The sequence below is a fragment of the Nocardia sp. CC201C genome (assembly GCF_030010695.1).
GTDB classification, from domain to species: domain Bacteria; phylum Actinomycetota; class Actinomycetes; order Mycobacteriales; family Mycobacteriaceae; genus Nocardia; species Nocardia otitidiscaviarum.
Genome location: NZ_JASCXP010000020.1, coordinates 1 through 26316 on the forward strand (window position 1 = coordinate 1; position 26316 = coordinate 26316).

25 protein-coding genes and 1 pseudogene are annotated in these 26316 nt (G+C 69.2%); 12 read left to right on the forward strand and 14 right to left on the reverse strand.

The features are described from left to right. Nucleotides 1–1135: pseudogene (locus tag QK444_RS03965) on the reverse strand (hypothetical protein); the annotation flags it as partial. Between the two features lie 331 nt (nucleotides 1136–1466). Then, nucleotides 1467–3308, reverse strand: coding sequence for a translation elongation factor 4 (gene lepA, locus QK444_RS03970; RefSeq protein ID WP_282777149.1), 1842 nt, complete (start codon nucleotides 3306–3308; stop codon nucleotides 1467–1469). Nucleotides 3309–3448: 140 nt separating this feature from the next. On the opposite strand from lepA, the gene QK444_RS03975 reads away from it, so the two are divergent. Continuing rightward, the gene (locus QK444_RS03975) at nucleotides 3449–4030 is read left to right on the forward strand and encodes a type II toxin-antitoxin system PemK/MazF family toxin (protein ID WP_282777151.1); all 582 of its coding nucleotides are present in this window, start codon (nucleotides 3449–3451) and stop codon (nucleotides 4028–4030) included. 76 nt (nucleotides 4031–4106) lie between these two features. On the opposite strand, the gene QK444_RS03980 is transcribed toward QK444_RS03975, so the two are convergent. From QK444_RS03980 to QK444_RS03995, 4 genes are all read right to left on the reverse strand, one after another. Further along, a complete protein-coding gene (locus QK444_RS03980; RefSeq protein WP_029927264.1) occupies nucleotides 4107–4886 on the reverse strand; it encodes an aquaporin in 780 nt (259 codons plus the stop codon). Nucleotides 4887–4957: 71 nt separating this feature from the next. Further along, nucleotides 4958–5788, reverse strand: a complete 831-nt coding sequence (locus tag QK444_RS03985; protein WP_282777201.1) for a transglutaminase family protein — start codon at nucleotides 5786–5788, stop codon at nucleotides 4958–4960. Nucleotides 5789–5924: 136 nt separating this feature from the next. After that, nucleotides 5925–6893: an alpha-E domain-containing protein gene (locus tag QK444_RS03990; protein WP_282777154.1), complete on the reverse strand. Its 969-nt coding sequence runs from the start codon at nucleotides 6891–6893 to the stop codon at nucleotides 5925–5927. Between the two features lie 13 nt (nucleotides 6894–6906). Further along, on the reverse strand, nucleotides 6907–8484 hold the full coding sequence (locus tag QK444_RS03995) for a circularly permuted type 2 ATP-grasp protein (protein WP_282777203.1): 1578 nt from the start codon (nucleotides 8482–8484) through the stop codon (nucleotides 6907–6909). Nucleotides 8485–8858: 374 nt separating this feature from the next. On the opposite strand from QK444_RS03995, the gene rpsT reads away from it, so the two are divergent. From rpsT to QK444_RS04035, 8 genes are all read left to right on the forward strand, one after another. Continuing rightward, nucleotides 8859–9122 (forward strand): 30S ribosomal protein S20, encoded by a 264-nt coding sequence (rpsT, locus tag QK444_RS04000; RefSeq protein ID WP_029927256.1) that lies wholly within the window; start codon nucleotides 8859–8861, stop codon nucleotides 9120–9122. A 180-nt stretch (nucleotides 9123–9302) separates the two neighbouring features. Next, a complete protein-coding gene (gene nadD, locus QK444_RS04005) occupies nucleotides 9303–9941 on the forward strand; it encodes a nicotinate-nucleotide adenylyltransferase (RefSeq protein ID WP_085996362.1) in 639 nt (212 codons plus the stop codon). Continuing rightward, nucleotides 9938–10357: a ribosome silencing factor gene (rsfS, locus tag QK444_RS04010; RefSeq protein ID WP_195121900.1), complete on the forward strand. Its 420-nt coding sequence runs from the start codon at nucleotides 9938–9940 to the stop codon at nucleotides 10355–10357. The genes nadD and rsfS overlap by 4 nt, the downstream gene beginning before the upstream one ends. A 29-nt stretch (nucleotides 10358–10386) precedes the next feature. Beyond that, on the forward strand, nucleotides 10387–11013 hold the full coding sequence (locus tag QK444_RS04015; protein ID WP_282777205.1) for a histidine phosphatase family protein: 627 nt from the start codon (nucleotides 10387–10389) through the stop codon (nucleotides 11011–11013). Next, nucleotides 11003–11875 (forward strand): diglucosylglycerate octanoyltransferase, encoded by an 873-nt coding sequence (gene octT, locus QK444_RS04020; protein ID WP_282777158.1) that lies wholly within the window; start codon nucleotides 11003–11005, stop codon nucleotides 11873–11875. The genes QK444_RS04015 and octT overlap by 11 nt, the downstream gene beginning before the upstream one ends. Next, the gene (locus tag QK444_RS04025) at nucleotides 11872–12714 is read left to right on the forward strand and encodes a DegV family protein (protein ID WP_282777160.1); all 843 of its coding nucleotides are present in this window, start codon (nucleotides 11872–11874) and stop codon (nucleotides 12712–12714) included. Before octT ends, QK444_RS04025 begins: the two co-directional genes overlap by 4 nt. A gap of 96 nt (nucleotides 12715–12810) precedes the next feature. Beyond that, nucleotides 12811–13929, forward strand: a complete 1119-nt coding sequence (locus QK444_RS04030) for a ComEA family DNA-binding protein (protein WP_282777162.1) — start codon at nucleotides 12811–12813, stop codon at nucleotides 13927–13929. A gap of 506 nt (nucleotides 13930–14435) precedes the next feature. Further along, entirely contained in the window at nucleotides 14436–15914 is a 1479-nt protein-coding gene (locus tag QK444_RS04035) for a ComEC/Rec2 family competence protein (protein ID WP_282777163.1), read from the forward strand. Between the two features lie 8 nt (nucleotides 15915–15922). Here the strand turns inward: QK444_RS04035 and QK444_RS04040 are convergent, their stop codons facing one another. After that, nucleotides 15923–16279 (reverse strand): hypothetical protein, encoded by a 357-nt coding sequence (locus QK444_RS04040; RefSeq protein ID WP_282777165.1) that lies wholly within the window; start codon nucleotides 16277–16279, stop codon nucleotides 15923–15925. A 243-nt stretch (nucleotides 16280–16522) separates the two neighbouring features. On the opposite strand from QK444_RS04040, the gene holA reads away from it, so the two are divergent. Then, entirely contained in the window at nucleotides 16523–17497 is a 975-nt protein-coding gene (gene holA, locus QK444_RS04045) for a DNA polymerase III subunit delta (protein ID WP_282777167.1), read from the forward strand. Between the two features lie 23 nt (nucleotides 17498–17520). Here the strand turns inward: holA and QK444_RS04050 are convergent, their stop codons facing one another. From QK444_RS04050 to QK444_RS04080, 7 genes are all read right to left on the reverse strand, one after another. Then, nucleotides 17521–17790: a hypothetical protein gene (locus QK444_RS04050; protein ID WP_282777168.1), complete on the reverse strand. Its 270-nt coding sequence runs from the start codon at nucleotides 17788–17790 to the stop codon at nucleotides 17521–17523. A gap of 150 nt (nucleotides 17791–17940) precedes the next feature. After that, nucleotides 17941–18906 carry a DUF1152 domain-containing protein gene (locus QK444_RS04055; protein ID WP_282777170.1) on the reverse strand — a complete coding sequence of 322 codons (966 nt, stop codon included), beginning with the start codon at nucleotides 18904–18906 and terminating at the stop codon, nucleotides 17941–17943. Nucleotides 18907–18909: 3 nt separating this feature from the next. Continuing rightward, nucleotides 18910–19293 (reverse strand): hypothetical protein, encoded by a 384-nt coding sequence (locus tag QK444_RS04060; protein ID WP_282777172.1) that lies wholly within the window; start codon nucleotides 19291–19293, stop codon nucleotides 18910–18912. An 18-nt stretch (nucleotides 19294–19311) separates the two neighbouring features. Beyond that, nucleotides 19312–19647, reverse strand: coding sequence for an MmcQ/YjbR family DNA-binding protein (locus QK444_RS04065; protein WP_282777174.1), 336 nt, complete (start codon nucleotides 19645–19647; stop codon nucleotides 19312–19314). 9 nt (nucleotides 19648–19656) lie between these two features. Beyond that, nucleotides 19657–21171, reverse strand: coding sequence for a VWA domain-containing protein (locus tag QK444_RS04070; protein WP_282777176.1), 1515 nt, complete (start codon nucleotides 21169–21171; stop codon nucleotides 19657–19659). A gap of 4 nt (nucleotides 21172–21175) precedes the next feature. Beyond that, complete coding sequence (locus QK444_RS04075; protein WP_282777178.1) at nucleotides 21176–22060, reverse strand: MoxR family ATPase; 885 nt, start codon at nucleotides 22058–22060, stop codon at nucleotides 21176–21178. A 70-nt stretch (nucleotides 22061–22130) separates the two neighbouring features. Beyond that, on the reverse strand, nucleotides 22131–23399 hold the full coding sequence (locus QK444_RS04080; RefSeq protein ID WP_282777180.1) for a glutamate-5-semialdehyde dehydrogenase: 1269 nt from the start codon (nucleotides 23397–23399) through the stop codon (nucleotides 22131–22133). 169 nt (nucleotides 23400–23568) lie between these two features. Between QK444_RS04080 and QK444_RS04085 the strand changes: the two genes are divergently transcribed. Together QK444_RS04085 and QK444_RS04090 are read left to right on the forward strand one after the other, a co-directional pair. Continuing rightward, a complete protein-coding gene (locus tag QK444_RS04085; protein WP_282777182.1) occupies nucleotides 23569–25086 on the forward strand; it encodes an MFS transporter in 1518 nt (505 codons plus the stop codon). Between the two features lie 142 nt (nucleotides 25087–25228). Beyond that, entirely contained in the window at nucleotides 25229–26314 is a 1086-nt protein-coding gene (locus QK444_RS04090; RefSeq protein ID WP_282777184.1) for an LLM class flavin-dependent oxidoreductase, read from the forward strand. Nucleotides 26315–26316: the final 2 nt, after the last annotated feature.

The following is a 26316-nucleotide window of genomic DNA, read 5'->3' on the forward strand; positions in this document are numbered from 1 at the left end:
CCGGAGCCACGGGTGCGGGGGCGGCCGGAGTGCCGACCGGGGTCGGTCCGGTCGCGCTCGGCGCGGTGCCGGGTACCGGATTGGCGCTCGTGCCAGGCGAATTCGCGCCCTGTCCACGCAGCCCGGACAACCCGCCGACGGACTGGTCGACCGCCCCGGAGCCCTGCGTGGCCGACGGGTTGATCTTGGACGGATCGGACAGCGCATCCTCGACCGATTGGTTGAACCGGTCGAGCTGATCGCCGACATCACCGACACCGATCTCGATATTCATATGCGAGTCGACCCACACCCCGTCGAGGCCGACGTGCATCGAGAAGCCGGTATCGGTCGTGACGACCACACCGAAGTTCTCTCCGATGCCATCGAAAACGCCGCTGTCCACACCGTTTCCGGAATTCACGGGGCCGAAGCCGCCGCCGTTCATCCCGGGCAGGTTGAGTCCCTCGGTGCCGGGCAGCTTCAGCCCCTGCCCGAACTGGTTCCACAGCTGCTGCGGTTCGTCGATACCGGGCATCCCGAAGCCGTGGTCGGCGTCCGGCGTTCCGAGTCCGGCCGACGGATCGAATCCGGCGGGACGCTGGAGACCCGCGGACGGGTCGAAGGCCTCGGCCGGCCGGCCCGGTCCCGTGCCGGGGTCGAGGGCGCTCGGCGGCTGCCCGATCCCCGCGGACGGGTCGTAGGCCGATTGCCCGAGCCCGGCGGACGGATCGAATCCGGTCGGCTGCCGCAGTGTCGCCGAGGGATCCCAGTCGGTGGTGGGGTTGTGCCCGTATCCCGGCACGCCGTGCTGGCCGAAATCGGTCGGGAACAGGCCCGCGTCGGTGCCGAGCTGTTCGGCGACCGGCTCGATCCCGCCGAGCAGCGGGGGCACCGACTCCGGGTCCAGTTCGGGGAAGGTGATCACGGGACTGGGTGCGTCGGGTTCCGGATCGTCGGGTTGGGCCCAGCCGACATTGCGGCTGTCGTGGGAATCGCCGGTGCGGTCGGGGCTGCCGTTGGCGGCGATGAGCGCGCCGCCGGTGACGTACGCTCCGGCCCTAGCCACGCGCGAGATCCCGGTGGCCAAGCGATACGCGGTGTCCGCGTCCTCGCCCGGACCGGCCTCGTCGTCGAAGGACTGGTCACGCGTCATACAGGCTCCGCTCTCGGGTGTTCCGGCGGCTCCGGAGCGCCCGCCGAAAATCGGATCGTTTCACACCTTATTTCTCGCAAACCGGCCTGTCACATCCTCCAGGTCATGTGAGGTGTGCACACCGATGCACCGGATAGCTTGTCATCCGCCCTATACGGACGCCAAGCCCCAGTTTTCGCCTGCTTTCGAACCTTACGAAGGTTTAAGACAGGGGCGCGGGCTGCCCACACCCTGTACCCCGACGGCGGAACACGCAACCCCCGGAAACGCGGGTGCCCCGCCGCCCATGGGCAGCGGGGCACCGCGAGTTCGCACTACCGCGTCGGACGCGCTACTTCTTCGGCTTGTCCGAGGTCGACTCGGTGGACAGCGCCGCCACGAAGGCTTCCTGCGGCACGTCGACCCGGCCGATGGTCTTCATGCGCTTCTTGCCCTCCTTCTGCTTCTCGAGCAGTTTGCGCTTGCGCGAGATGTCGCCGCCGTAGCACTTGGCCAGCACGTCCTTGCGGATGGCGCGGATGTTCTCGCGGGCGATGACCTTGGAGCCGATGGCGGCCTGGATGGGCACCTCGAACTGCTGGCGCGGAATGAGTTCGCGCAGTTTGGTGGTCATCTTGTGCCCGTACGCCTGGGCGGCGTCCTTGTGCACGATGGCGGAGAAGGCGTCCACCGGCTCGCCCTGGAGCAGGATGTCGACCTTCACCAGCGCGGCCTGCTGCTCACCGGCCTCCTCGTAGTCGAGCGAGGCGTAGCCGCGGGTGCGCGACTTCAGCGAATCGAAGAAGTCGAAGATGATCTCGGCCATGGGCAGCGTGTACCGCATCTCCACGCGGGTCTCGGACAGGTAGTCCATGCCGAGCAGTTCACCGCGCCGGCTCTGGCACAGCTCCATGATGGTACCGATGAACTCGCTGGGCGCGATGATGGTGACCTTGGTGACCGGCTCGTAGATCTCGCGCACCTTGCCCTCCGGCCAGAAGGACGGGTTGGTGACGACGTGCTCGGTGCCGTCCTCCATGATCACGCGGTAGATCACGTTGGGCGCGGTGGAGATGAGGTCGAGGCCGAACTCGCGCTGCAACCGCTCGCGGGTGATCTCCATGTGCAGCAGGCCCAGGAAGCCGCAGCGGAAACCGAAGCCCAGCGCCACCGAAGTCTCCGGGACGTAGGTCAGCGCGGCATCGTTGAGCTGCAATTTGTCCAGTGCGTCACGCAGATCCGGATAGTCGGAGCCGTCGAGCGGGTAGAGGCCGGAGTACACCATCGGCCGCGGTTCGCGATAGCCGGTGAGCGCCTCGGCGGCCCCGTCGCGCGCGGTGGTGACGGTATCGCCGACCTTCGACTGGCGGACGTCCTTCACGCCGGTGATGAGGTAGCCCACCTCGCCGACACCCAGTCCCTGGGTCGGTTTGGGTTCGGGCGACACGATGCCGATCTCCAGCAATTCGTGGGTCGCGCCGGTGGACATCATTTTGATCTTGGTGCGCGGGGTGAGCTTGCCGTCCACGACACGCACGTAGGTGACGACGCCGCGATAGGTGTCGTACACGGAGTCGAAGATCAGGGCCCGCGCGGGCGCGTCGGCCTGGCCGACCGGCGGCGGCACCTCCTGGATGACCTTGTTCAACAGCTCGGTGACGCCCACGCCGGTCTTGCCCGAGACGCGCAGCACCTCGTCCGGCTCGCAGCCCACGATATGGGCGAGCTCGGCGGCGTAGCGGTCCGGATCGGCGGCCGGGAGGTCGATCTTGTTCAGGACCGGGATGATGGTCAGGTCCTTGTCCAGCGCCAGATAGAGATTGGCGAGGGTCTGCGCCTCGATGCCCTGCGCGGCGTCGACGAGCAGGATCGCGCCCTCACAGGCTTCCAGCGCCCGCGACACCTCGTAGGTGAAGTCCACGTGCCCCGGCGTGTCGATGAGGTGCAGGACGTAGTCCTCCCCGTCGACCTGCCAGGGCAGGCGCACGTTCTGGGCCTTGATGGTGATACCGCGCTCGCGCTCGATATCCATCCGGTCCAGGTACTGGGCGCGCATCTGCCGCTCCTCGACCACCCCGGTGAGTTGCAGCATGCGGTCGGCCAGCGTGGACTTGCCGTGGTCGATATGCGCGATGATGCAGAAGTTCCGGATCCGCGCGGGATCGGTGAACGTCGTGTCCGCGAAGCTTGGCACTCCACTCCTCAGGTGATCGGTGAACTGCCGTCCATCGTCCCATGGTCGGCCGATGTGACCGTGCCCCGGTCCGGTCCGGCCGGTCCACCGCCGTATCCTGCCCGGATGAGAACCCGGCCCGCCCCCGTTAAGCTGCCGACATGGCGGGCACGTGGAACGCTCTCGGAAAGCAGCTGGGTCTGATCGCGAAAGAGCAGGGCTCTCAGATCGTCAAGCGGCAGGGGCCGAAGCTCATCGGACGGGTACAGCGGTCGTCGGTGCTGTCGCGGACGATCCAGTCCCTCGGCGGCACCCGCAAGGCCCCGGGCGTGGCGGTGCGGCCGACGGCCTCGGTGGGGGTGCCGAGCACCGAACGCGCGCGGCGCATCGTCTACAGCCCCCAGCTGGACGGCCGCGCCGACCCCGGCGAGATCGTCTGGACCTGGATCCCCTACGAGGAAGACCCCGACAACGGCAAGGACCGCCCCGTCCTGGTGGTCGGCCGCGAACGCGACACCCTGCTGGGCCTCATGCTCTCCTCCAACGCCGACCACGACCGCCACCACAACTGGGTGGGCATCGGCTCCGGCCCCTGGGACCACGCCGGCCGCGACAGCTGGGTCCGCCTCGACCGCGTCCTCGACGTCCCCGAGGCCGGCATCCGCCGCGAGGGCGCGATCCTGCCCCGCAAGACCTTCGACCGGGTGGCACACCGCCTCTGCGCCGAATTCCACTGGCACTGAAAGGCCGATCTCCACTGGCACTGAACGCCGGTGCCCCCGCTTCCGAGACGGAAACGGGGGCACGGCCGCGATCGGGTCAGCTCAGCGGATTGCGGGAGCGGCCGAAGATCAGGCCGTAGACCAGCGCGCCGAGCACCCCGCCCACCAGCGGGAACACGATGAACACCCACACCTGGGCGGCCGCGCCGTCCTGATAGAACGCCACCGCGAGGCTGCGGGCCGGGTTGACCGAGGTGTTGTCGATGGGGATCGAGATGAGGTGGATGACCGCGAGGGTGATGCCGATCGACAGGCCCGCCAGCGGGACATCGGAGATCTGGTCGGTGGAGGCCAGCACGACGAAGACCAGCAGGGCGGTCAGGATGACCTCGACGGTGATGGCGGCCGCCAGGCCGTAGCCGTTGAGGGTGATGCCCGCCAGCTCCGTGGCCGAGGGGCTGTGCGCGCCCCAGCCGTTCGCCCCGAGACCGTCCTCGGCGCGGTCGTAAGAGGGTAGGTTCTGAGCGATGGCGTAGATGACCGCACCGGCGATGAGACCGCCGATGACCTGCACCAGCATGTACGCGCCCGCGACCAGGGCGGTGACCCGGCCGAGCAGGAACTGCCCGACGGTGACCGCCGGATTCACATGGCACCCGGAGATGGGTCCGATGGCGTAGACCAGGAACAGCAGGGTGAATCCGAACGCCAGCGCCACCCCGAGCGCGCCGACCCGGCTGCCCGCGAAGACCGCGGTACCGACGCCGCCCAATACCAGGACGAAGGTGCCGAAGGCCTCGGCGAACAGCTTGCGCCCGAGCGACACTTCCTCGAATTCCGTGAGATCCTCGACGACTTCCTGCGCTGTGGGAGACATCAGCCACCTTCCCGGATCGTCCCCGCCGGTCGCGGAGAACTCCTGCGTTCCGCTACATCAGGCATCAGGCATCAGGCGAGGCGGGTGATCTCCACCACGACCTCGAGATCGGTCGAACCACTACCGGAGAAGATACCTTTCAGCGGCGGCACATCCGCGTAATCACGGCCCACCCCGATCGCGACGTGTTGCTCGGTGACCGGGATATTGTTGGTCGGGTCGTAGCCCCACCACTGCCCGGTCCACGCCTCCACCCAGGCGTGCATCTGCCCGGCGACCGTCCGCCCCACCGCACCGGCCGGATCGGGATGCAGGTATCCCGAGACATAGCGGCTGGGAATGCCCATGCCGCGCAACAGCAGCAGGGTCAGATGCGCGTAGTCCTGGCAGACGCCGCGGCGTTCGGCGAACGCCTCCACCGCACTGGTGTGCACGGAGGTGGTCCCGGCCACGTAGGACATCTCGCCGTGCACCCATTCGGCCGCGCGCACAACGGCTTTGGCGGGCGCGACGCCGCGGGTGAGCTGCCGCGCCACCGTGCCGAGCCGCCGGTCGCACGGCACATAGCCGGTGGCGGTGAGTAGTTCGTCGTAGCGGTCGACGACGGGTTCGGACCGCAACCGCTCCCAGGGCAGTTCCTCCTCCGGGCTCACGAACGGTTCGGTCTCCACCACCGAGGAACCGGTGACCTCCAATTCCGTATGCGGGGCATGCAGATCGAAGGCGGTGACGGTGGTGCCCCAGTAGTCGACATAGCGGTAGGAGCGGGTGGAGGGCACGGTCTCCACGCGATTGAGAATGACGTTCTGCCGGCTGTCGGCGCGCGGGGTCAGCCGCGCCTCGTTGAACGACCGCATGACCGGGGCGTCGTACACGTATCCGGTGGTGTGCACCACCCGCATCCGCCAGCTCACGCTGTTTCCTCTCCGGCATGACCGGGGCGCTGCGTGGCCCACCCGTCTCCCACCGCCGCCCTCAACGGGCAGCCAGTCGGCTGGCTCGCTTCGAACATCCGCTGCCTCCTCCGCGCCTGACCGCTCATACCGGGTCCTCGATCATCCCGTCGCGATGCCCGTGCAGCCCCGTCCACGCCACCCACGACTCGGCGTGGAAGTACTGCAACGCCACCGCCTCCCCCACGTCCCGGCAGCACTGCTGCAACCACAGCAGTCGGTGGTGCAGGTCCTCCAGCAGCACGCCCGAGGGCAGGAATTCCAGTTCGCTGCGCGCCCTACCGAGCAGCCGGTGTGCCTCGTAGCGGGCGGCGAAACGGCTGCCCGGGCGCTGATCCAGTTCCTTCAGACAGGTTTCGGCCACCCGCAGCGAATGGAACACCGAGCGCGGGAAGAGCCGGTCCAGCAGGATGAATTCGGCGATGAGGGTGGCGTCGATGACGCCGCGGTGGGTGCGCAGATACGGGTCGTGCGCGCCGACCGAACGCAGCACCGTCACCCATGCCGGGGAGGAGGTGCGGTCGCCGGCGCGGGACAGCAACAGCCGCACCGTCATATCCACGCGCTCGATGGAACGGCCGAGCAGCAGGAACCGGTAGCCGTCGTCGCGGCTGAGGGTGGAATCCGACAGCCCGCCGAACATGGCGGCGCGGTCGGTGATGTAGCGGCAGAACTCGTGCGGCCCCAGCGACCGGGCGGCGCGTTCGGCCGTCGCCAGGCCGTTGTAGGTGGCGTTGAGGCACTCCCACATCTCGGTGGAGGTGACCTCCCGCGCCCCACGGGCATTCGCGCGAGCCCGTGCGATGGAGTCGACGATCGACCCGTCGTTGTCGCGGTCGAACGCGACCAACTCGGTCACCGACCACACGTCGAGGTCGGTCGCGGGCGACTCGATGCCCAAGACCCGCAGGAGAACTCGCGAGGTGCGGTCCGGGTCCACGGTCGCGTCCTCGAGGAGTTGGTGGACCGTGACGTCGAGTATGCGCGCGGTGTAATCCGCGCGCTCGACGTAGCGGCCGATCCAGTACAGGGATTCGGCATTGCGCGCCAACATGTTCCGAATCACCTCACGTATTCGGTAGTCGCCCTTCGATTCGGTGCGCCGCCCGCGGCGCTGGGGACGGGCGCATCCGCTGTGCCTGCTGTTGTTGCTGCTGTTGCTGATTGCGGACCGGCGCGGTCTCGGGGGACTGGTCGCGCTCGCGGTCGATGGCCAGCTCACCCACCAGCTCGGTGCCCGCGAGCTCGCGTTGCTCCCCGGAGGTGCGCGGGGCCAGCACCCAGGTGTCCTTGCTGCCGCCGCCCTGGCTGGAGTTCACCACCAGGGAGCCGTCCGGCAGCGCCACCCGCGTCAATCCGCCCGGCAGCACCCAGATGTCGTCACCGTCGTTGACCGCGAAGGGGCGCAGGTCCACGTGCCGCGGCAGCAGCTGGTCGCCGATCTTGGCGGGCACCGTGGACAGCTGCACCACCGGCTGCGCGATCCAGCCGCGCGGATCGGCGCGGATCTTGCGGCGCGCCCCCTCCAGTTCCTTGGCGGTGGCGTCGGGTCCGATGACGATGCCGTAGCCGCCGGAACCCTCGACCGGTTTCACCACCAGTTCCGCGATGCGGTCCAGCACCTCGTCGCATTCGGACTCCTCCCAGCAGCGGTAGGAGTCCACGTTCGGCAGCACCGGCCGCTCGCCCAGGTAGTACTCGATGAGGTCGGGCACGTAGGTGTAGATGAGTTTGTCGTCGCCGACGCCGTTGCCGACCGCATTGGCCAGCACCACGGTTCCGGCGCGGGCGGCGTTGAGAATGCCCGCCACCCCGAGCATGGAGTCGGGCCGGAACTGCATGGGGTCGAGGAAGGGGTCGTCGATGCGGCGGTAGACGACGTCCACCTGCCGCTCCCCCGCCGTGGTGCGCATGTACACCACATTGTCGCGGCAGAACAGGTCGCGGCCCTCGACCAGTTCCACCCCCATCTGCCGGGCCAGCAGCGAATGCTCGAAGTAGGCGGAGTTGTAGACACCGGGGGTGAGCACCACCACGGTCGGATCGGCCTCGTTCGGCGCGGCGGCGGCGCGCAGGGCGCGCAGCAGATGCGTCGGATAGTCGCCGACCGCGCGCACCCGGTGCGAGGCGAACAGGTCCGGGAAGACTCGCGCCATGGTGCGGCGGTTCTCCATCACGTACGAGACCCCGGACGGGGAGCGCAGATTGTCCTCGAGTACCCGGAAGTCACCGCGTTCGTCGCGGACCAGATCGATGCCGGCGACGTGGATGCGCACGCCGTTGGGCGGCACCAGCCCGGCCGCCTCGCGATGGAAGTGCCGACAGGAGGTGACGAGGCGTTTGGGCACCACCCGGTCGCGCAGCACCGTCTGCTCGCCGTAGACGTCGGCCAGGAATGCCTCCAGGGCCCGCACCCGCTGTTTGATGCCGCGCTCGAGTTTGGTCCACTCGGTGGCGGCTATCACCCTCGGCACCAGGTCGAGCGGGAACGGCCGCTCCTGTCCGGACAGCGAGAAGGTGATGCCCTGGTCGACGAAGGCGCGGGCCAGCGCCTCGGCCCGCCCGGCCAGATCGGCCACGTCGATCTCCGAGAGTGCCGCGAAGATCCCCCGGTAGGCGGCGCGGGCGCGGTCGCCGTCGAACATCTCGTCGTAGGCGCGGTCGTATTTGCCCGGCCGGTAGCCCTCGAACACCCCCACGGCGTCGACTCCCACGGCGCGGCCGACTTCGGCGCGGCCGATCGGTGGAGCGGCCGCGGCCGAACGCGCGGCAGCGGCGGGAGTCATGCAAAAATAGTCCATCACGCGGGAGCAACACGCAGGTGGACGCGGGTAAATTTCTTGCATCTTCCGCGATCCGGTCGGTTTCGAACCGTGATCGGCGAGCGGGCCGATTTCGTCCGGCGGTACGCCGCCTGGTAACCTCGATCGTCGGTGCTGCGCTACAGGTAGTAGTGCGCGCCCCGCAGACTTTTGCATCCCGCGTAAACCACCAAGCGAAGGAACACGAGGAAACAGGCGTGGCCAACATCAAGTCCCAGATGAAGCGGATCCGCACCAACGAGTTGGCGCGGCAGCGCAACCAGTCGGTCAAGTCCGCGCTGCGCACTTCGATCCGCAAGTTCCGCGAGGCCGCCGCGCAGGGCGACAAGGACCAGGCCCTGACCCTGCTGCGCTCGGCCAGCAAGAGCCTCGACAAGGCCGCCTCGAAGGGCGTCATCCACGCCAACCAGGCCGCCAACAAGAAGTCGGCGCTGTCGCTGGCGTTCAACAAGCTCGGCTGATTCACCCCGGCGTACCGCCGACTGATACACCCCGGCGTACCGCCGGAAACGCTTACGCATAGCCGCCGTGGCCACGACGACCACGGCGGCTTTTGTCGTGCCCGCGCCGCCGCCGGCCGTCGACGCGGATTCGCCGCCGGTGTGCCGGCCTCGAAACGCCCATCGGTAAGCTCGGCATTCGTGCATACGACGGGTCGCCGCAAGTTGGGGGTGATGGGCGGTACCTTCGACCCCATCCACCATGGGCATCTGGTTGCCGCGAGTGAGGTCGCGCATCGGTTCGAGCTGGACGAGGTCGTCTTCGTGCCGACCGGCCAGCCGTGGCAGAAGGCGGGCAAGAAGGTCAGCCCGGCCGAGGACCGGTATCTGATGACGGTGATCGCCACGGCGTCCAATCCGCGGTTCTCCGTGAGTCGGGCCGATATCGATCGCGGCAAGATGACGTATACCGTGGATACCCTGCGCGACCTGCGGGAACAACATCCGGACGCGGATATCTACTTCATCACCGGTGCTGACGCGCTGGCGAACATCCTGACGTGGCAGGATTGGGCGGAGTTGTTCGAGTTGGCGCGATTCGTGGGCGTGAGCCGGCCGGGGTACGAATTGAATGTCGATCATCTGGCCGAACACCTTCGCGACTACCCCGCCGACGCGGTCACCATGATCGAGATCCCGGCCCTGGCGATCTCGTCGAGTGAGTGCCGGAAGCGGGCCGGGGAGGGGCGTCCGGTGTGGTACCTGGTGCCGGACGGTGTTGTGCAGTACATATCCAAACGGCATCTGTACGTGCCGGAGAACGGGAAGGTTGCAGGGTGAGCGCATCGGTCGAGGCACTGGAGATGGCGCAGGTCGCCGCGCGGGCGGCGGACGAGAAGCTGGCGTCCGATGTGTTGGTGCTGGATGTTTCCGAGCAGCTGGTGATCACCGACTGCTTCGTGATCGCGTCCGCGCCGAACGAGCGGCAGGTCAACGCGATCGTCGACAATGTCGAGGAGAAGCTGCGGGAGGCCGGGCGCAAGCCGGTGCGCCGCGAAGGCACCCGCGAGGGGCGTTGGGCGCTGCTCGACTACTCCGATGTGGTGATCCACATCCAGCACAATGACGAACGCGACTTCTACGGCCTCGACCGGCTGTGGAAGGACTGCCCGCAGGTGCCGGTGGAGGGTATCGGCGACGGCGCGGCCCGGTCCGAGCGCTCGGCCGATGAGAACGAGGCCGGGGACGACGAGTGAGCAAGCTTGCCGGGGTACGCCGGTTGATCATGTTGCGGCACGGGCAGACCGAATGGAACGCCTCCGATCGCATGCAGGGCCAGATCGACACCGAACTCAGTGAGCTCGGCCGCCGCCAGGCCAAGGACATCGCCCGCGACCTATCCGACTGCGGCGCCATCCGCATCATCTCCTCGGACCTCAAACGCGCCCACGACACCGCCCTCGCGGTCGGTGACAGCATCGGCCTGCCGGTGACCACCGACCCGCGGCTGCGCGAGACCAGCCTCGGCGAATGGGAGGGCCTGACCCATATCGAGGTCGACGCCATGGCTCCGGGTGCGCGCGTCGCCTGGCGCATGGACGCCACGTGGACCCCGCCCGGCGGCGAATCCAAACTCGAGGTCGGCCGCCGCGCCCTGCCCGTGGTGCACGAACTGTTCACCGAGCGGGCGGATTGGCCGGGTCGTACCATCATCCTGGTCGCGCACGGCGGGCTCATCGCGGCGCTGACCGCGGCTGTGCTCGACCTGCCGCCCCAGAACTGGCCTGCCCTCGGCGGGCTCGCCAATACCAGTTGGGTGCAGCTGAGCAGCCACGGTCCGAGCCTCGAGCAGCCCGGGTGGCGACTCGATGTGTGGAACGCGGCGGCGAAGGTAGCTCCTGATGTCCTCTGAGTTGGACGGTGTTTCCGGCGAACGGCAGGTATCCGACGAACTGCTGCGGCGGGCGTCGGAGGTGCAGCAGGTCCGGCATCTGCCGGACGCGCTGCTCGGCGCACCCGCGCCCGCGCCGGAGCCCGATACCGGCGGCGAGCGGCCGGTGCTGCTCGTCATCGCCGACTCGCTGGCCTACTTCGGCCCGCAGGGCGGACTGCCCGCCGACCATCCCCGGATCTGGCCCAACCTGGTTGGAGCCGAACTGGATTGGGATGTGGAGCTGGTGGCGCGCATCGGCTGGACCTGCCGCGACGCCTACTGGGCGCTGATCGGCGATCCGCGGGTGTGGGCCGCCGTGCCACGGGCCGCGGCGGTGGTGTTCGCCACCGGCGGCATGGATTCGCTGCCCTCCCCGCTGCCGACCGCGGCACGCGAGCTGATCCGCTACATCCGGCCGCCGTTCCTGCGACGACAGGTGCGCACCGGATACAACTGGTTGCAGCCCAAACTGTCGCACCTCGGCTACCCGGTGGCACTGCCGCCGTCGGTGAGCGTGGACTACCTGGAGCAGGCGCGAAACGCGTTGGCGCAGTTGCGGCCCGATCTACCGGTGGTGGGAACGCTGCCGTCGGTGCACGATTGCGAGGCGTACGGACGAGTGCACCGCGGGCGCGATCCGCAGGTGCGCGCCACTCGGGCTTGGGCCGCGAAACACGATGTGCCGCTGGTCGATCTCGGGGAGGCGGTGCGCGACAACATCTTCTCCGGCGACGCCAATCCCGATGGCATCCACTGGGGTTGGGCGGGGCACGACGCCGTGGCGCGGGCCATGGTGAAGGTGCTGTCGGAGCTGCGGTCCAGCGAGGTTCGCACTGCATGACCGTGGTGGTTGTGACCGACTCGTCGGCCAGTCTGCCCGCCGACCTCGTCGCCGACCTCGGCGTGCTCACCGTCCCGCTGCACGTGCTGGTGGATGATCGCCAGTTCCGGGACGGGGTGGACGAATTCGATATCGACTACGGTTCGTCGGCGGTGACCACCTCGGCGGCGTCGCCGGGGGAACTGCGCGAGGCGTACGAGCGGGCGCTCGAACTCAGCGCGGGTGACGGCGTTGTGGCCGTGCACCTTTCGCGGCAGCTGTCGGGGACCTGGGAGGCCGGTCGGCAGGCGATCCGAGATATGGACGCCGCAAACCGGTTGCGGTTGGTGGATTCGCTCAGCGCCGGACTGGGCACCGGGCTGACGGTGCTGGCGGCGGCGCGGCGGGCCCGCGACGGTGGATCGCTGGACGTGGTGTACGACGCGGCGGTGGCGACCTCGGTGCGGGGACGGGCGTTCATCGTGGTCAATCGCACCGAACAGCTGCGGCGAGGCGGCCGATTGTCCAGTGCGGCGGCGTTTTTCGGGACCGAACTGGTGACCAAGCCGATCCTGCAGATCGTCGACGGCCGGATCGAACTGCGGGAGAAGGCGCGGACCCGGTCCAAGGCGATCACCAAACTGGTGGCGGCGGCGGTGGACGCGGCGGGCGAGGATGGAGCCGCGGTGGCCGTGCAGCATCTGGGAGCCGAGGAGGCCGCCACCACGGTGGTCGAGCAGCTACGCGAACTCATTCCCGGGATTCGGGAAATGATCGTGACCGAATTCGGGCCGACGCTCGGGGTACATCTCGGCATGGGGGCCGTGGGTGCCCTGGTCGTCCCCGGCGGGTGCGGCTGAACCGCGGTTCTCCACAACCCCCGAGCTATCCACAGACTTTCCGCAAGCCCAGGTCGGAGCGGTTGGGCCGAGACGCGGCGGCCATACCGTGGCCGCATGTCGCACATCGATGAAAGTACGCAGGTCCGCAGACGACTCGATACGCTGAGCGGACCCGAACCACCCCGCTCCGGGCGCTGGGACGAGAACGACCTGGAACCCGACGGGCGCGCGGGGGTCTGGCACGAGCGGCTGGTGCCCGAACGCCTGCGGGGAACGCGGTGGGACCCGGGACAGCGCGGGGTGCTGGCGCTGGCCGGGGTGGGGTTGCTCGCGGTATTGATCGCGGGGGCGATGGCGCTGCGCGACGGGCCGGTGACGCAGGCGGTGCCGCCGGTCGCGGCGGTGCGGACCGAGGTGGTGGCGAGTGGGGTACCGGGCACGCCGCACGGTGCGACGGGCGCTGGGAGCGGGGCGCAGAATACTGGACCGGACGCCTCGAACGGCGGGACCGGAGCGCTCGGGGCTGCGCCAGGGGCAACGGGGACCGGTCCCGGTGCCTCGAATACAGGGCCGGGCACAGCGGGGGCCGGGCCGAATGCAGCCGGTGCCACACCGGGAGCGATGGGGGTTGCGTCCGGAGCGGCGGGTGCCGGTCCGATGGGCAGTGGTGCGCACGGACCCGTCGATCCCGGACTGGCCGCACCACCCGGCACGGACGGCCCGACCGGCAGCAACGGCCACTCGGCCAGCGGGGTAGTCGTCGTGAGCGTCGTCGGCCTCGTCGAACGCGGTGGGCTGCTGCGCTTTCCGACCGGTGCGCGCGTGGCCGACGCCTTGGCCGCGGCCGCACCCCGCCGGGACGCGGACCTGTCCGGCCTGAACCTCGCCCAGTATCTGTCCGACGGCGACCAGATCGTCATCGGCCGCGCCGGACCGAATCCCACGGCCCCGCAAGCGGGCAGCAGCATCGTCGGCGCGCAGGCGCAGCACCCCGACACGCCCCGCACTCCCTCCGGCGCACCCCGCCCCACCGGCACGGCCACCATCGTGAACCTCAATACCGCCACCGAGGCCGAACTCGACGCCCTCCCCGGCATCGGACCGGTGACGGCCAAGGCGATCATCGCCTGGCGCACCGAACACGGTCGCTTCGGCTCCGTCGACCAGCTCGCCGACGTCCAGGGCATCGGACCGTCCCGGCTCGAACGGCTGCGCGGGCTGGTGACGGTATGAGCGGCCCGCCCGACGACGGGGCGAGACCGCCAGAGGCAGCCACGACCCCGTCGACCGCGTCCACAGCGGCCACGACCCCGACAGCAACGGCTTCGACAACCACGACTTCGACTGTGGTGCCGCCGGAGGCCACGGTTCCGGCAACTGCGGCCCAGGCGGCAACCGACGTAGCTCTGGTTACCACGACTCCGACGGGTGCGACCCAGACGGATAGACCTACAACGCTTCCGACTCCAGCGGCTGAAGCTATGACGTCCCCGGCGCCGACTGCTACGGCTGCGACACCCGGGACTCCGGCTCCGGCTGCCACGGCTGCGGGGCCTGCCACGGCTGCGGGGCCGGCCACGGCTGCGGGGGCTGCCACGGCTGCGGGGGCTGCCACGGCTGCGGGGCCGGCGTGGGCGCCGGAAGCTGCGGGAATTGCGGAAGCAGCGGGAACAGCGGCTCGACGGGGTGGGGGTCGAGGTGCGACGGCGGCGGCATCGGACCGGTGGGCGGTGGAACCCGTGCAGGTGGTGGATGCGCGGCTGGTCGGTCCTGCGCTGTGTTGTTGGGCGGCAACCATTGTCGGGGTGGTGGCGGGGTGGCGGGTCGGGGTGGTGCTCGCGGCGGTGCTGCTGGGGGTGGCAGTCGTGCTGTGGGTTCGAGTGGCGTGTGACGCGCGATCTGGTCGGCAGGGATTGTCGGCGGCTCTGGCCACCGTGCTGATCGGTGCGGGGTTCGCGGCGGCCGCGGCCTGGCACGACAGCCGGACGGCGGCGCATCCATTGCGCGACCTGGATCGGGGAACGCACGTGTGGGCGACGGCGATCCCGGTGGACGATCCGAAGGCGTTGTCCGCCAAGGCGGTGCGCGGCAAGCAGTGGCTGGTGCGGGCGCGGCTCGTCGAATACCGGTACGGTGCGGACACCGTCCGCGTGGGTGGGCGGGTGCTGGTCCTGGCGCACGGGGACTCCTGGACCCGCCTGCTGCCCGGTCAGCGGGTCACGTTCCGCGCCAAGGTGTACCCGCCGTGGCGGTCGGATCTCACGGTGGCGGTGCTGCGAGCGCAGGGACCGCCGGCGGGCATCGGCCCGCCGCCCGAATGGCAGCGGATCGCGGGCGCGGTACGCGCGGACTTCGCCGAATCCGCCGCTCGCACACTGTCACCCGATGCGGCGGGCCTGCTGCCGGGTCTGGTCATCGGCGACACCTCGCGCCTACCCGACCACGTCCGGGCGAATTTCCGCGAAACCCATCTCACCCACCTGACCGCCGTCAGCGGAGCGAATGTCACGATCCTGCTCGGCGCGGTGCTGCTGTCCCTGCGCGCGCTCACCGTCGATCCCCGGGTGGCCGCCGTCGTGGCCGGTGCCGTCCTCGTCATGTTCGTGATCCTGGCCCGCCCGACGCCGAGTGTGCTGCGCGCGGCCGTCATGGGTGCGGTCGCACTGCTGGCCCTGTGCACCGGCCGACGCAAACAGGCGCTACCCGCCCTGTGCACGGCCGCCATCGCCCTGCTCGCGTGGTCCCCCGAACTGGCCGTCGACGCGGGCTTCACCCTCTCGGTACTCGCCACGGCGGGCCTAGTCCTGCTCGCCCCGGGCTGGTCGGAATGGCTTCAGGCCCATCGCTGCTGGCGCGCCCCCGCCGACGCACTCGCGGTATCCGCCGCCGCCTTCGTCGTCACCACCCCCGTCATCATCGCCCTCACCGGCCACCTCAACCCCCTGGCCATCGCGGTCAATGTGCTGGTGGCCCCGGTGGTCGCCCCGATCACCGTCCTCGGCGCGATGGGCGCGGTCTTCGCATCGCTGTGGAATCCGCTCGCGCACGCGGTGCTGTGGTGTGCCGCACCGCCGCTGTGGTGGCTGCTCACGGCCTCCGCACACGCGGCGGCGCTGGGCACCTCGATTTCGGTGCCCTCCGGCGTCTGGTCCGGACTGGTCGTCGCCGGGCTGTGCACACTGGTCTGCGCGCGGATTCGCCCACGACGAACCCGATAACCCGCGCCCTACCGATCCGGCAGCGGGCACGCCTTCCACTCGCCATCTTCGCGCACGAGGTCCAGGGTCCGCTCCTCCTCCGCCCCCCTGACGATCGCGCGAACCCGGGCGGTGGCCGCGTCGCCGTTGATGCGTATTCGATCGACACCCAGTACTTCGGGTCGGTAGACCAGAATGTCGGTCTTTTCGAGGCCGCGATACCGCTCGCGGAACGCGGTGCAGGTCACCGCCGCGTAGGCGGGATCGTCGCTGCTGGTGATCTGCAGGAAGCGGCGGACGGTCGACTCTATCCGTGCCGCGTCCTGCTCCGACGCCGCCACGTCGCGCGTCCCCGCCCCGGTGACATTGACCGCGATCACGGCCATGGTGAGAAATACGACCACGGCGGACCCGACCATGACCAGCACGCGAGCCCTGTTCGATGGCGGGGGCGCGGGAGGTGGAGGCGGCACGGGCTGAGGCTGCGAGTAGTAGCCCCACCCTTCGACGTAGATCCGCTCGGGTTGCGGTCCCGTGGTCATCTGGTCACCCTACGCCGACTCGGACGGGCGCATCGCGCTACCGCCCGGCGGCACGGCCTGTCGGTGTGGCCTCGTAGGATCGGCTGCGTGACCGAACGCCCCGCGCCTCTGCATCTCGTGCTCGGTGAAGAAGAGCTGCTCATCGAGCGGGCCGTAGCCGCGATCACCGCGCAGGCGCGGGCGGTGACGGAGGATCCGGATGCCATGCCGGTGGATCGGATGCGGGCGGGGGACGCCAGTACGGCCGAACTGGCGGAAATGCTGAGTCCGTCGCTGTTCGCCGAGGACCGGGTGATCATTCTGGAGTCCGCGGCCGAGGCGGGTAAGGACGCGGTCGGGGTGATCCAGTCGGCCGCCGCCGCGCCGCCGGACGGCGTGGTGCTGGTGGTGCTGCACACCGGCGGCGGGCGGGCCAAGGCGCTCGCGCCCGCGCTGCAGAAGGCGGGCGCGGTGGTGCACAACTGCGCCAAGCTCACCAAGGCCAATGAACGAGCCGAGTTCGTGCGCAACGAATTCCGCGCTGCCGGGGTGCGGGCGTCCGCGGACGTGGTGCAGACGCTGCTGGAGGCCGTGGGATCGGATCTGCGCGAACTCTCCGCCGCCTGCTCACAGCTGGCCGCCGACACCGGCGGCAAGATCGACATCGCGGCGGTGCGCCGCTACTACTCCGGCAAGGCGGAGGTCTCCGGCTTCGACGTCGCCGAACTCGCGGTCTCCGGTGACCGCCCGGCCGCCATGGAAGCGCTGCGCTGGGCCACCGACCGCGGCGTCCCCGCGGTCCTGCTCGCCGACGCCCTCGCGGACTCGGTCCACACCATCGCCCGGGTCGGCTCCGCCGGCCTACGCGCCGACCCGTTCAAAATCGCCCCCGAACTCGGCATGCCCCCCTGGAAGGTCAAAAAGGCCCAAGCCCAGGCCCGCGGCTGGACCCCCGCCACCATCGGCGACGCCCTCCAGGTGGTCGCCACCCTCAACGCCGACGTCAAGGGCGGCGCCGCCGACACCAACTACGCCCTCGAACACGCCCTCGCCCGCATCCTCGACCTCCGCGACCACGCCTGACCAGATAGCCCTCAGCCCGGCACCTACTTGGTGTATGGCAGCCGCCACCCGGCTGCCGACATCATCTCCTCGTATGCGGCCGACATGCCCGAGACCTTCTCCAGACTCTCGCGAATCGCGTACACCGCATCCTCGATATTGCCCCCAGCGAGTTCGGATTCGGCTTCCGTCAGCGCCTCCACCAGCGTCCGCAGCGTATCCCCTTGAATGGTCAGCCCCGGCCAGCGGCGCCCCTCCCATCCGATCAGCGAATAATCACCCTGCGTTCCCAGCACGCGAGCCTCGAACTCCATGAACATCTCCTCCGAAAGGTATGCCGACCCGGTGGGCCTTCGTATCCACGGCGCTGGTGACGTGTATCGGCGGATCGATATCGACAGACTCGCTCTCCACGATGGAACGGAATGACCGAGGCCGAGCCGGTCGGCGGAGACGCGGCTCGGTCACGCCGGAATGGTTCGCCGAGGTCGCACTGGGATCCGCGCGCGGAATGCCTCGATCGTGGCGGCCACGTGGAACGGCGTCTCAGCGCCCGCGAGATGCTCGCGGTACAGCACACGCTCCGCCACGGCGTCGAGAGCGAAGCCCCACATCATCGACATCAGCGGGTTGATGAACAGCTCGGAGCCCTCCGCTCCGGTGCGCGCCAGCGACTGGTGGTCACCGAACTCCCCGCGCGCCGCATCGGTGACCGAAGCGGACACGATGCTCTCCCGGCCGGGTGTGTGCCGCTGTACCCACGCCACCGCGTCCAACCACGCGTCGACCGCTGGTATTCCGGGTAGGAGTGCGAATACTCCGTGGTAGGCATTGCTTTTCGCGAGTGCGGCGACATTCTCCAGGAAGTGCGCGTGGCAGACCCCGTGATAGGTGTCGACACCGAAACCCACACAGGCGGCGAGCTTGACCGGAACATCCAGCGCGTGCGCTGCCAGCAGACTCGTGATGTCCTCCACCGGCGTCCCCAGCCCAGCCTCGTCCCCGGTCATGAGCAGATCCGTACCACCGTCGACCAGTACGAGCGCGTCGATATCCAACTCTCGGGCCAGCCATGTATAGGCACGCGTGACAGCGGCCGGACCGCCCTTCCGAACCAGGAAGACGCGATCACGATACCCGTGCTCACGCATCCAGACTGCGAGGTGCTTCTCCGGGAAATATCGAGCGGAGCCGGTGGTATCGGGACTCACTTCGAACAGGCCGGACGTTACCTCCTGTGCGGTGGTCCGAGTAACCGGCGTGAACGTCATATTCGCCAGGTGAACCGTCTTCCCCCGCTCGTTCAACGCGAATGCGAGCGGGAGCCCGCACAGCACATCGAAGCCGCCGCCGGCGCCAGCGATCAGGACGCGTTCACAGTCGCGCAGCCGATGCAGTATCGGATTGTCGAACAGCGATGGTGCCGACACCGCTCAGGCGTCCGTTTCGCGCAGGTCCGGCGGGAAAGCCATGGGCGAGGTGCCCTGTATATCCACCGCGATGCCGGTCGGGTTGGGGCGGGTGGCGGCGAAATCGGTCAGGCGCTGGCCGGTGACGGTTTGGTAGGGGTACGGGTGTTCGGGGGTCAGGGCGTCTCGCGCTGCCAGCCAGCGTGCGTATTCTTCGGCGTCGGTGAAGGCGCAGATCCAGTCGATGTCGCCGTAGGTCGAGGTGGTGATGCGGTGGTCGGGGGTCAGGGGGATCAGGAGGAGGGCGTCGTGGAAGGTGTGGCGCAGGGCGGTCGGGTTGCCGAAACCGGCGTAGAAGGCGGCCACTTCCGCGCGGAAGGCGGGGGTGGTCGGGCCGAAGTCGATCATGGTGGTCCGCTGTTCCGATCAGGTAACCGGGCGTTTGGATTTGGGCAGTTTGCTGACGATGGCGGCGTAGGAGCCGTCGATGAGCTCGCGCACCTCGTCCTCGGGCACCTTGCCGACGACGCGCACGCTGTTCCAGCCGTAGCGGCCGATGTAGGCCGACGCCGAGACGTCGTCGGGGTACACCCGGACCAGCTCGTCGGCTTCCTCGCGGGTGCGGCCGCATTTGAGGGTGAGCGAGGTGTCGCCGAAGAAGGCGAAGATCTTGTCGCCGACCTTGGCGACCACATCGCCCTCCCACGGTTCGTCCTGCCAGGCACCGGGTTTGGCGAGGCAGTAGGCGAGCCATTCGTCCATCGCGTCTCCTCAGATCGGCAGTAGGCGGCCGACCACGGCGGTCAGCTGGCGGGCGTTGCGGCATTCGTGCATCTCGACGATCTCGGCGTACTTGCGGGCGGCGGAATCGCCGGTGCCCCACATCTTCTCGGCCTCGGGGTTGAGCCAGTAGGAGTGTTTGGCGGTGGCGGCGAGACCGCTCAGCACCGCCAGTTCCGGATCGCGGTAGTTGGTGCGGGCGTCGCCGAGGATGAGCAGGGAGGTGCGGCTGGTGACGGCGTCGGGGAAGTCGTCGGCGAAACCGCGCAGAGCCGAACCGTAGTCGGAGTGGCCCTCGATGCCGACCACCCGGGTTTCGGTGAAGATGCGTTTGGTCACCTGGTCGAGCGGGGTGACCTGGTCGAACAGTCCGGTGACCTCGTCCACGCGGTCGACGAAGGCGAAAATCCGCACCCGCGAGAACTGTTCGCGCAGCGCGTTCACCAGCACCATGGTGAAACTGGAGAATCCGGCCACCGAACCCGAGATATCGCACAGCAGTACGAGATCGGGGCGGCCGGGACGCGGTTTGCGAGTGACCAGGTTGACCGGCACCCCGCCGGTGGACATGGATTTGCGCAGCGTCTTGCGCAGGTCGATCTCCCCGCGCCGCGCCCGACGACGGCGGGAAGCCAAGCGGGAGGCCAGCACTCGCGCCAACCGCTGCGAACTGCGGCGCAGCTCGGCCAGTTCGTTCTCGGACAGACGCAGGAAGTCGGCGTCCTCGGCTTGACGCTGCACACCGTAGGTGGCGACCCGCTCCCGGCCCAGCCGTTCGGCGACACGGCGGCGGGTCTCGGCCTCCACGGTGCCGCGAAACGCCTTGACCCGCTGGCGGGCCGCCCGGCGCGCGACCTCGTTGTCGAACTCCGACGGTGCGGCATCGGTGTCCATGCCCGTGGCCAGTCCCGCCAGCAGCTTGCTCACCAGTAGTTCCGGCTGCAGGTCCTTGAGGGCCTGATAGGCGGAGAAGGATGGCCCGGAAGCGGATTGGTACTGCCCCATCTCCTCGACCAGCTGCGCGGCCAGCAGCTGCAACTGCTGCGCCCGCTCCCCGGACGGGTCCTGAGCCAGCAACTCGCCCAACATCTTCCGCAGCGCGATGATGTCCACCGAACCATCGGGCCGGTGCGGAATCTCGATGTCCTCGGCTCCGACCCGCTCCCCCAGCGCCGCCGGGAACCACAGATCGAACAGCCCGTCGAAGGTGGTGCGCTGGCTGGTGCGCCGCAGCAGCGCGCACGCCAACCCCTCGCGCAGCACCTCGCGATCCATGAGATCCAGGACGGTGACCACCCGTCCGGCATCCACGGTCTCGGACGGTCCGACCGGAATCCCCCTGGCGCGCAAGGCTTCCACAAAGCCGACCAGATGGCCGGACAGACCGTGCGGCGCGGTCGGCCCGAGTTCGCCCTGCCCGCGCGCGCCGGGGGCCGAACCGCCGCTCACCGCGCGCTTGGCGGCCGAGACCAGCGCCCGCGGAGTGTTGGGTACGCCGCCGACCATGACGTCACGCCAACTTCAGCTCATTGAGCGCGCGGAGGTGGTCGGCCTGGTGTTTGAGCACCACGCCGAGGGTGGCGCGCACCGTCTTGTCGTCCAGATCCTTGGCTCCGAGGGCGAGCAGGGTGCGCGCCCAGTCGATGGATTCGGCCACCGACGGCAGCTTCTTCAACTGCATGCCGCGCAGCACGTGCACGATCCGCACCAACTGCGCCGCCACCGCGGGCTTCAGCTCGGGCACCCGGCTGGCCAGGATGCGCCGCTCCAATTCCTCGTCCGGGAAGTCGATGTGCAGGTACAGGCAGCGCCGTTTCAGCGCCTCGGACAGTTCGCGGGTGGCGTTGGAGGTGAGCACCACGAACGGGCGGCGCGAGGCGGTGATGGTGCCCAGTTCCGGGACGGTGACCGAGAAGTCGCTCAGCACCTCGAGCAGCAGACCCTCGATCTCGACATCGGCCTTGTCGGTCTCGTCGATGAGCAGCACCGTCGGATCGGCGCGCCGGATGGCGGTCAGCAGCGGCCGGGAGAGCAGGAACTCCTCGGTGAAGACGTCGGCTTTGGTCTCGGCCCAATCGTTCTCCGACGACGCCTGGATGCGCAGGATCTGCTTGGCGTGGTTCCACTCGTACAGCGCCCGCGATTCGTCGACGCCCTCATAGCACTGCAACCGCACCAGCTCGGCCCCGGCGACCTCGGCCACGGCCTTGGACAGTTCGGTCTTGCCGACACCGGCCGGTCCCTCGATGAGCAGCGGCTTGCCGAGCCGGTCGGCGAGGAATACCGACGTGGCGGTGCCCTTGTCGGCCAGGTAGCCGGTGCGGGCGAGACGCTCGATCACATCGTCGACCGACGAGAAGATCGGCTCCTGGATGGGAGTGGATGTCGGAGCCAAGGGTGCTGTCCTTCCTGGAGGGGCGGATGGGTACACCGTACGGTGTACAAACCCATCCGCACCAGTTGTACTACACGGGCCGAATCTGCCCGTCACCCCACACGATCCACTTGGTGGAGGTCAGTTCCGGCAGGCCCATGGGGCCGCGAGCGTGCAACTTCTGGGTGGAGATGCCGATCTCCGCGCCGAAGCCGAGCTGCTCACCGTCGGTGAAGGCGGTGGAGGCGTTCACCATGACGGCGGCGGCGTCCACCCGATTGGTGAATTCGCGGGCGGCCCGCAGATCGCCGGTCACGATCGCCTCGGTGTGCCCGGTACCCCAGTGGTTGATGTGCTCGACGGCCGCGTCGAGATCGTCGACCACCTTCAGGGCGATATCCAGGGACAAGTATTCGTCGGCCCAGTCGGTATCGGTGGCGGGCACCAGGCCGGGCAGGTCGCCGTGGATGGTGACGCCCGCACCCTCCAGCGCGGCGATCAGCCGCGGCACCGCCGTATCGGCGATGGCGGCGTCGATGAGCACCGTCTCGGCGGTGTTGCACACGCTCGGGCGACGGGTCTTGGCATTGAGCAGAATCGATTCCGCCATCGCGAGATCCGCGTCCCGATGCACGTAGACGTGGCAGTTGCCGGTGCCCGTCTCGATGGTCGGCACCAGCGCGTCGCGCACCACGGCGCTGATGAGTCCGGCACCGCCGCGCGGGATCACCACGTCCACCAGCCCGCGCGCCTGGATCAGGTGCGTGACGCTGGAGCGGTCCTCGGCGGGCAGCAGCTGCACGGCATCCGACGGGAGACCCTGTGCGGCAAGGGCTTCGCGCAACACCTCGACCAGCGCGGTATTGGACCGCACGGCGGACGAGGAACCGCGCAGCAGGGCTGCATTGCCCGACTTGAGGGTGAGCCCGAAGGCGTCCACCGTGACATTGGGCCGCGCCTCGTACACCATGCCGACCACGCCGAGCGGCACCCGCACCTGCCGCAGCTCCAGGCCGTTGGGCAGGGTGGACCCGCGCACCACGTCGCCGATCGGATCCGGCAGGCCCGCGACCTGCCGCAGCCCGGAGGCGATGCCGTCGATGCGGGCCGCGGTCAGCCGCAGCCGGTCCAGCTGCGCCTCGGCGGTGCCGCCCGCCGCGGCGATCTCGATGTCCTCGGCATTGGCGGCGAGCAGCCGATCCTTCGCGGCGAGCAGCGCGTCGGCGGCGGCGTGCAGCGCCCCGTTCTTGCGCGCGGTGGTGAGCTGTGCGAGCGTGCGCGAGGCCACCCGGGCCCGGCGCGCCGCCTCGTGCACCACCTCGCGGACGTTGTCCAGGTCGGCGGCAGTTCCTGCTGTCATAGGTACAGCCTAGGCGCATCGGTCCACGGAGTTTCCGGGGCCGCACCACCCGGCGTCGATCGCGACGACGCCGTCCCCCGCCTCTCGGACGAGGCCGTCGCGCCGAGCGACGCCGGGCAGTGGACGCGACCACTCGGCATTCGTCGGTGGTCGCCGTTACGGTGTGCTCATGGCCGCGAGCATTCAGATGTCGTCGGGAGCGGGACGCTGGACACTGCTGGCGACGGTGCTCGGGTCGGGAATGGCCATGCTCGACGCCACGGTCGTGAACGTGGCGCTGCCCAGGATCGCCGCGGAGTTCGGCTCGTCCATGGCGGGATTGCAGTGGACGGTCAACGCCTACACGCTGACGCTGGCGGGCCTGATCCTGCTGGGCGGATCGCTCGGGGACCGGTTCGGGCGAAAGAGGGTGTTCCTCATCGGCGTGGTGTGGTTCGCCATCGCGTCGGCGCTGTGCGGTGCGGCGCAGGATATTTCGATGCTCATCGCGGCGCGGGCACTGCAGGGCGTGGGCGGGGCGCTGCTGACGCCGGGATCACTCGCCATCATCCAGGCGTCGTTCGCACGGGAGGATCGCGCCAAGGCGGTCGGCGCGTGGTCCGGACTGGGCGGCGTGGCCGGCGCCATCGGACCGTTCCTGGGCGGCTGGCTGGTGGACGTCGCGGGGTGGCGGTGGGTGTTCCTGCTGAATCTGCCGCTGGCCGCCGTGGTGATCGCGGTGACGCTGCGGCACGTTCCCGAGACCTTCGACGAGGAGGCCACCGGCAGGTTCGACATTCTCGGCGCGGTGCTGGCGGCGCTGAGCCTGGCCGGAATCACCTACGCGCTCACCGAGGCTCCCGACGCGGCCGGGAACACGGCGCTGGTGATCGCCGGTGGCGTGGCCGGTGTCGCCGCCGCCGTCGCCTTCATCGTGGTGGAGCGCCGCCGCACCGGACGCGGCACGCACCCCCGCGCCATGCTCCCGGTGGACATCTTCAAGTCCCGGCAGTTCACCTCCATCAACCTGGTCACCTTCGTCATGTACGGGGCCATGGGCGTGGTGTTCTTTCTACTGGTGCTGACCTTGCAGGTGGTGGCGGGCTTCGATCCGATCGCGGCGGGCACGGCCATGCTGCCGGTCACCGTGCTCATGCTGCTGCTGTCGGCCCGGGCCGGGGCCCTCGCCCAGCGGATCGGGCCGCGCCTTCCGATCACGGTCGGCGTGCTGCTCGCGGCGGTCGGCATGCTGCTCATGACCCGGATCGGACCGGACACCTCGTATCTGTGGGATGTGGTGCCCGCCGCCCTGGTCTTCGGCCTCGGGTTGTCCCTGGCGGTGGCTCCGCTCACCGCGACCGTGCTGGCCGCGGCCTCCGAACGCCACGCGGGCATCGCCAGCGGGGTGAACAATGCGGTGGCCCGCGCGGCCGGTCTGCTCGCGGTGGCCGCCATTCCGCCACTGGCGGGGCTCACCGGCGACGCCTACACCGATCCGTCGGTCTTCGCGAGCGGCTTCCGCGTGGCGCTGCTCATCTGCGTGGCGCTCATGCTCGGCGCCGCCGTCCTCACCTTCACCACCGTCCGTGACGACACATTGAGCACCGCCGCGCCGGACGCCGAACCGGAGTGCAAGGTGCACTGCGCCGTGACCGGGCCGCCGCTCGAGCCGACCGAGCACGGCGCGCGTCCGCACCCGCGCGACTGAGCCCGTCCCAGCTGTAGCCGGCATCACCGTGCGCCGGTCGGAATAACCGCGCACCCGCTCGCCGTTCACTTGGTTGCCATGTCCACAAATTGCCGATATGGTTGCCACATCCACCAAGTGGATGCCACGACGAGGAGGACGCGTGCAGTTCGGAATCTTCACGGTCGGTGACGTCACCGCCGACCCGACCACCGGCCGCACCCCCAGCGAGGCCGAGCGCATCAAGGCGATGGTCGCCATCGCGCACAAGGCCGAAGAGGTGGGCCTGGACGTATTCGCGACCGGCGAGCACCACAATCCCCCGTTCGTGCCGTCGTCGCCGACCACCATGCTCGGCTATATCGCGGCGCGCACCGAGAAGCTCATCCTGTCCACCGCGACCACGCTCATCACCACCAACGACCCGGTGAAGATCGCCGAGGACTTCGCCATGCTGCAGCACCTGGCCGACGGTCGCGTCGACCTCATGCTCGGACGCGGCAACACCGCACCGGTCTACCCCTGGTTCGGACAGGACATTCGCGAGGGCATTCCGCTGGCCATCGAGAACTACCAACTGCTGCACCGGCTCTGGCGCGAGGACGTGGTGGACTGGCAGGGCCGCTTCCGCACTCCCCTCCAGGGCTTCGCCGCCACCCCGCGCCCGCTCGACGGCGTCGCGCCGTTCGTGTGGCACGGTTCCATCCGCAGTCCCGAGATCGCCGAGCAGGCCGCCTACTACGGCGACGGCTTCTTCGCCAACAACATCTTCTGGCCCAAGGAGCATTTCCAACGGCTGATCGGGCTGTACCGTCAGCGCTACGAACACTACGGGCACGGTTCGGCCGATCAGGCCATCGTCGGTCTGGGCGGACAGGTGTTCATGCGCAAGAACTCCCAGGACGCCATCCGCGAGTTCCGCCCCTACTTCGACAACGCGCCCGTCTACGGCCACGGACCCTCGCTCGAGGACTTCATGGATCAGACACCGCTCACCGTGGGCAGCCCGCAGCAGGTCATCGACAAGACGCTGACCTTCCGCGAATCCTTCGGCGACTACCAGCGGCAGCTGTTCCTGATCGACCACGCCGGACTGCCCCTGCGGACCGTGCTGGAGCAGCTGGATCTGCTGGGCGAGGAGGTGATTCCGGTACTGCGCCGGGAATTCGCCGCCGCGCGCCCGGCACACGTCCCGGACGCGCCCACCCACGCCTCGCTACTGGCGCAGCGCACCGCCGCCGCCAAGTAACC

Coding starts and splice junctions, on each gene's coding strand:
- QK444_RS03975 (WP_282777151.1), top strand. CDS start 3,449: ATGGCGGGCACGTGGAACGCTCTCGGAAAGCAGCTGGGTCTGATCGCG.
- QK444_RS03980 (WP_029927264.1), bottom strand. CDS start 4,886: ATGTCTCCCACAGCGCAGGAAGTCGTCGAGGATCTCACGGAATTCGAG.
- QK444_RS03985 (WP_282777201.1), bottom strand. CDS start 5,788: ATGCGGGTGGTGCACACCACCGGATACGTGTACGACGCCCCGGTCATG.
- QK444_RS03990 (WP_282777154.1), bottom strand. CDS start 6,893: ATGTTGGCGCGCAATGCCGAATCCCTGTACTGGATCGGCCGCTACGTC.
- QK444_RS03995 (WP_282777203.1), bottom strand. CDS start 8,484: ATGTTCGACGGCGACCGCGCCCGCGCCGCCTACCGGGGGATCTTCGCG.
- QK444_RS04015 (WP_282777205.1), top strand. CDS start 10,387: ATGTTGCGGCACGGGCAGACCGAATGGAACGCCTCCGATCGCATGCAG.
- octT (WP_282777158.1), top strand. CDS start 11,003: ATGTCCTCTGAGTTGGACGGTGTTTCCGGCGAACGGCAGGTATCCGAC.
- QK444_RS04025 (WP_282777160.1), top strand. CDS start 11,872: ATGACCGTGGTGGTTGTGACCGACTCGTCGGCCAGTCTGCCCGCCGAC.
- QK444_RS04030 (WP_282777162.1), top strand. CDS start 12,811: ATGTCGCACATCGATGAAAGTACGCAGGTCCGCAGACGACTCGATACG.
- QK444_RS04040 (WP_282777165.1), bottom strand. CDS start 16,279: ATGGCCGTGATCGCGGTCAATGTCACCGGGGCGGGGACGCGCGACGTG.
- QK444_RS04050 (WP_282777168.1), bottom strand. CDS start 17,790: ATGGAGTTCGAGGCTCGCGTGCTGGGAACGCAGGGTGATTATTCGCTG.
- QK444_RS04060 (WP_282777172.1), bottom strand. CDS start 19,293: ATGATCGACTTCGGCCCGACCACCCCCGCCTTCCGCGCGGAAGTGGCC.
- QK444_RS04065 (WP_282777174.1), bottom strand. CDS start 19,647: ATGGACGAATGGCTCGCCTACTGCCTCGCCAAACCCGGTGCCTGGCAG.
- QK444_RS04070 (WP_282777176.1), bottom strand. CDS start 21,171: ATGGTCGGCGGCGTACCCAACACTCCGCGGGCGCTGGTCTCGGCCGCC.
- QK444_RS04080 (WP_282777180.1), bottom strand. CDS start 23,399: ATGACAGCAGGAACTGCCGCCGACCTGGACAACGTCCGCGAGGTGGTG.
- QK444_RS04085 (WP_282777182.1), top strand. CDS start 23,569: ATGGCCGCGAGCATTCAGATGTCGTCGGGAGCGGGACGCTGGACACTG.